The sequence below is a fragment of the Ferruginibacter sp. genome (assembly GCF_028288465.1).
Classification (GTDB): Bacteria; Bacteroidota; Bacteroidia; order Chitinophagales; family Chitinophagaceae; genus Ferruginibacter.
In genome coordinates, this window is sequence record NZ_JAQBNR010000095.1 from 1 (window position 1) to 4,421 (window position 4,421).

General features: G+C 55.4%; 6 protein-coding genes. All 6 read left to right on the forward strand.

Annotation, left to right across the window (positions count from 1 at the left end; genetic code table 11):
• Window positions 1-25: 25 nt before the first annotated feature.
• Window positions 26-1,105 (forward strand): HK97-fold major capsid protein, encoded by a 1,080-nt coding sequence (locus JWR61_RS28185; protein WP_301930981.1) that lies wholly within the window; start codon window positions 26-28, stop codon window positions 1,103-1,105.
• A gap of 776 nt (window positions 1,106-1,881) precedes the next feature.
• Window positions 1,882-2,301: a hypothetical protein gene (locus JWR61_RS28190; protein ID WP_301930982.1), complete on the forward strand. Its 420-nt coding sequence runs from the start codon at window positions 1,882-1,884 to the stop codon at window positions 2,299-2,301.
• Complete coding sequence (locus JWR61_RS28195) at window positions 2,302-2,682, forward strand: hypothetical protein (protein WP_301930983.1); 381 nt, start codon at window positions 2,302-2,304, stop codon at window positions 2,680-2,682.
• 84 nt (window positions 2,683-2,766) lie between these two features.
• Complete coding sequence (locus tag JWR61_RS28200; protein ID WP_301930984.1) at window positions 2,767-3,108, forward strand: hypothetical protein; 342 nt, start codon at window positions 2,767-2,769, stop codon at window positions 3,106-3,108.
• Window positions 3,109-3,356: 248 nt separating this feature from the next.
• On the forward strand, window positions 3,357-3,791 hold the full coding sequence (locus JWR61_RS28205) for a hypothetical protein (protein WP_301930985.1): 435 nt from the start codon (window positions 3,357-3,359) through the stop codon (window positions 3,789-3,791).
• A gap of 426 nt (window positions 3,792-4,217) precedes the next feature.
• Window positions 4,218-4,421 (forward strand): hypothetical protein (locus tag JWR61_RS28210; RefSeq protein WP_301930986.1); only part of this gene is annotated, 204 nt, incomplete at its 3' end.

Consider the following 4,421-nt stretch of genomic DNA (forward strand, 5'->3'; position numbering starts at 1 on the left):
GACCTAAAGGTATAAGGAGATAAATATGTCTGATTATGAATACAAGGGACGAAAGGCTATCTCCTCTGCCGACTACGAGGAGAAGTTGAAGGACCTTCCGAAGCTTACAAAGCAGGCGAAGACGAAGCGTCTTGAGGCAATTCTTGCCGACAAGAAGAACGCAATGCAGCGCATCGGTCAGGGAATGATCGGTCCTATCCAGATCCGTCTACGTTACGAGGGTATTGTACGTAATGTTCTGGTTGAGGACACGCTAGAGCGTGGACCGCTCATGCCGTACGACATCCTGGACGATCTTGGTCGTGCGTACGTGCTTAACAGCACGGACTCAGAGGTTAAGATCACTCCGTTCGAAGGCAAGCAGGCCTTCCCGCAGCTTTTCCGTATCGCATCCTTCCCCAGGATCCGTAAGGAAGACCTGTACTACCTGCGTGTCAACGCTGTGGAGTACGCACAGGATGAAACTCGCCAGGCAATCCAGAAGCAGGAGGACGCACGTCTCGTCATCCTCCTTGAAAACGCTATCACGGACCTAGGCGCAGTACGAGGCAACGTCGCAGGTTTCTCCAACACCATTGGTGCTGGACAGACCGGTGGTGTGGCCACGGGCATCGCAGCCGGACCTTCCGGTGCAGTAAACGAGCAGACCGTCCTAGTCGGCGCAGGCAACTCACTTGAGCCCGGCGACTTCTACAACGCGGTAACCCAGATCGAGATCAACCAGCTAGAGGCATCTCGCGTGCTTGCCCACCCGGCAGACATTCGCGACCTCTACACATGGGACATCAACGTCACGGGCTTCCGCTTCAAGGACGAAGTGTTCGCTGGCGGTAAGATCACCACGTTCGGTGAGTTCCAGATCCAGCGCTCCATCATCATTCCTCAGGGCGAACTCTTCCTGACGGCCGATCCTGAATTCGTCGGAGTCATGCCAGTCATGTACTCTCTCGACGTTGAGGAGAACCATCAGGTAGAGCAGTTCTACAAGGGATGGGTCATGGACGAGTTGATCGGTATGTTGGTCCTGAACGGACGCGGCCTTGCCCGTATCCTGAAGGCTGGCTCCACCGCTGTCCCAGGCAAGCTCGACGTTTCTGGCTACTAAGCCGCACTCGCCTAGCTGAACGACAAGAGGGCCGCTTTTCAGCGGCCCTCTCTCGTTCCCATAAGCTCTCTCAGGAGACTCTTGATGTGGAATGGGGCGCGTCCGGTTCTCCCAGCGAGCCCTTACCGTAGCGGGGCTCCGACGCGATTCCCAAGAAGATTGTACACCACGTTTCCGCTATATGCCGTCTACGCTCAACCGCCGCTTAGCTGCTACCACAGCTTCGCGCTTTCGGGTTTCCACGGGTAGTAACCGCTGACTGAACTCCGTCTCCCGAACTTATGGTTCTTTTGCGCACCGCAGGATTACTAACCTGCGACGATCCTTAACGTCGTCGCCCAACGAGACGAGCTACTAACGTGGTGGGGTTCATTCATCTATACTCATGACTCTCCTCAAAAGATAAAGTCTAGTCCTATACGCGCCACGCGACTAGGTGCAACCGGCAGAGGTTCCCGCCTCTTCGCACACGCCAGGGGCATCCTAAAGCCCCGCAGTCGAATCTATGAGAGACCATCCTAGCAGGCACAAAGGCTCTCGTCAAGGCTTGATTTGACCCGCTCTCCCAGGTGTAAGAGGAGCAGGATAGTCTAGTGACCATACGAGATAAAGGAGCCACTGTGCCCCCAGCTAAGAAGCCAACACCCCGTAATACCCAGAAGTACATCAGGAACACCCGCTACATGTCTGTCGGAGTACGCTTAGGTACAGGGCGCAGAATTAATCTTCAACCGCGAGGTCAGCGGGGAGATTGCGCGCCAGTCAGCAAGGACGAGATGAGCGATGAGATTTTTCTAGGCAACGTGGGACTTCTGTTTGAAGTCATCCCCGCTGCTGAAGCAGAGGACGTGATCGGGAAGCAGACCACAAATCAGCAAGTGGTGCATCCCGCACTAGCTTTGATCCGTAACGCCAAGGGTGAAGAGTATGAACGTGGTGTTGTTGTAGAAGAAGAGGGACCGGACACTCGTGCTCCGGTCGCCGCTATCTCAGATCGCGGAGAAATTACTAGATTCAGGGCACCAGGCACAGTAGATCAGCCACTTCCGGAAATTCCTTCAGATATTCCGCCTGAACAAGTGGCAGATTGGGTAGCACGTAATAAGACAGTAGATGGACCTGAAGCTGGCCTAGCCGGTCTTAAGGTAGTAAAGGCTGAAGTCGAAGCATCTACCAACAACAACAAGGAGAACTGAATGACTGATCCATGGATTCAGGGAGAAGATCTAGAGAAGCTACAGGCCGAGGTCGCGGATCATCCGTTGACCAAGGAAGCGGAACACATCAACGGTCAGGAAGATGAATTGAAGAAGCTTGCTGAGGAGCGCCAGAAGCAGGCTGACGAAGAAGTCTCACCGGACGTTGAGGTTGATCCGGCAGTCCAGTCTAAGCCCGCTCAGGAGACAGGCTACTCCGCAGCCGCTGCCTCTGATGGTGGCCAGGGTGGTCTAGGCGAAGGTATTGGCGAGGAGCCTGCCGGTAATGCCGACTCCGATCTGCCCACAGAGGCAGAGAAGCAGGATGAAGAGGCGAAGGAAGCCCCCAAGGCTAAGAGGACTAACACCGCCAAGAAGTAGCTTGGCGCTCAAACCAGGGTATCAGGAGGGCCGCTAGAAATAGCGGCCCTCTTTTTGGTTTAAAAACACTGACGAAAGGTGTAGATGAGCGTTCAGCCAGTACGACTAAGCCAAACAGCATGGAAGGGCGCGACCTACAAGAAGGCGTGGGCACTCCTTACATCGGACGGCGTAACGCCTCGCAATCTGAGTGGCTACACGGCCCAGTTCACCGTGATTAATCCACATACGGGCGCCACCCTCTTGGACATCTCCACCACCTCAGGTGAGGTCACCCTGAGCAACGGCATGGTCAACGTGGTGCTCTCTGGACCGACCACTACAGGCTTCACCTGGACCGGCGGTTTCTACAAACTCTTCCTTACTGATCCTCAGGGATCAACCGATCTTGTTTTATGCGGTCCTTTTAAGATCAGGAAGCTCTAATTCAATAAATCTCGCTGGTTAACTAATGACATGTTTCCTAGAGAGATTAGTGGCCATCCCAAGGTCGAAGCGCATCGCCTAGCCCAGGCTCCGATTGAGATCACGGTATGTGCAGAGTGTGAGCGGGTTCGTACCGTTCTGTTCTTGTCCGGAGATCGATGGTTCTGTACAGCATGCAAGTCCGCAGGAAGCGCACGGCCCACCCAGATCGCCCTAACAACCAACCCTAGTAAGAAACGGAGAGCCTAATGGCTGAAATCTTCCCCGATGAGGGGCTAGACATTATTTTGAACATCTTCCCTAAGGGAGGAACCAACCTCACCACGACGTATCTAGGCCTACACAGCGCCTTCACTGCGTCGACGGTAGGTTCATCATCGCAGACCCTTACGTCCTACACGGAGACAGACTTTGCTTCTTATGCTGCACAGTCTATTCTTGCAGCATCGTGGGGAGCGATTGGCGCAGGTACCGGTGGCCGTCTAACGACCGCTGCTCAGGTGACTTTCCCAACAGCGACAGGGCCAAGCTCCCTATCGATCAAGGGATTCCACCTGCGCAACCAGGCCACCTTCGCCGGTGGTAAGTGCATTTTCGCAGCGAACTTCGATGATGTCACGGCGGTCACTATCGCGACCAACGACGTTATTAAGGTCACGCCGACTATCCAGTACAACAACTAAATAGACCATGGCCGATAACATTGGGATTACTCCAGGTAGTGGAGCGGTTGCTGCCGCCGATGATATTGGCGGTGGCGTCCTAGTTCAGCGAGTCAAGCCAACGTGGGGAGTGGATGGAACGGCTACGGACGTTACCTCCACCACCCCTTTCCCTGTGCGCGAGCCCGTCAAGGGCTCAGCACTCGGCAAGGGTGGAGGAACCTCCTCGGCCACCGCTCAGACCCTCATTACCACTAACGCTTCACGCACCTGTGTTGAGGTAGGAAATGGTAGTGCAAGCGGCGTGTGGCTGGCCTTCGGCGCGACAGCGACAGCGGGCACCGGTACCTACTTGCCTTCCAAGGCGACGGGATATTGGTACACGACTGCGGCTGTGAGTTACATCATGGAAGCCAGCGGGACCGCAGGGCCGGTGGGCTATACCGAATGGTAGGTCGTAGAGGTATTACCTCTATCTTGGTAGCCGGTGCTATTGCAGGCGGCACAGTTGTCGCCGCCGTAATCACGGGAGGTGGCGGTGGTGCTGGTTGTACCCTCACCGCCACTACAGGGACCTTCGCTAGCCAGGTCGCGGCTGCCACAGCCGGGCAGACGGTCTGCCTAGATTCAGGTAGTTACGGTACCTGGGCC

Bases quoted from the DNA above. Each gene is read 5' to 3' on its own strand.
- JWR61_RS28185 (WP_301930981.1), top strand. From the start codon at position 26: ATGTCTGATTATGAATACAAGGGACGAAAGGCTATCTCCTCTGCCGAC.
- JWR61_RS28190 (WP_301930982.1), top strand. From the start codon at position 1,882: ATGAGCGATGAGATTTTTCTAGGCAACGTGGGACTTCTGTTTGAAGTC.
- JWR61_RS28195 (WP_301930983.1), top strand. From the start codon at position 2,302: ATGACTGATCCATGGATTCAGGGAGAAGATCTAGAGAAGCTACAGGCC.
- JWR61_RS28200 (WP_301930984.1), top strand. From the start codon at position 2,767: ATGAGCGTTCAGCCAGTACGACTAAGCCAAACAGCATGGAAGGGCGCG.
- JWR61_RS28205 (WP_301930985.1), top strand. From the start codon at position 3,357: ATGGCTGAAATCTTCCCCGATGAGGGGCTAGACATTATTTTGAACATC.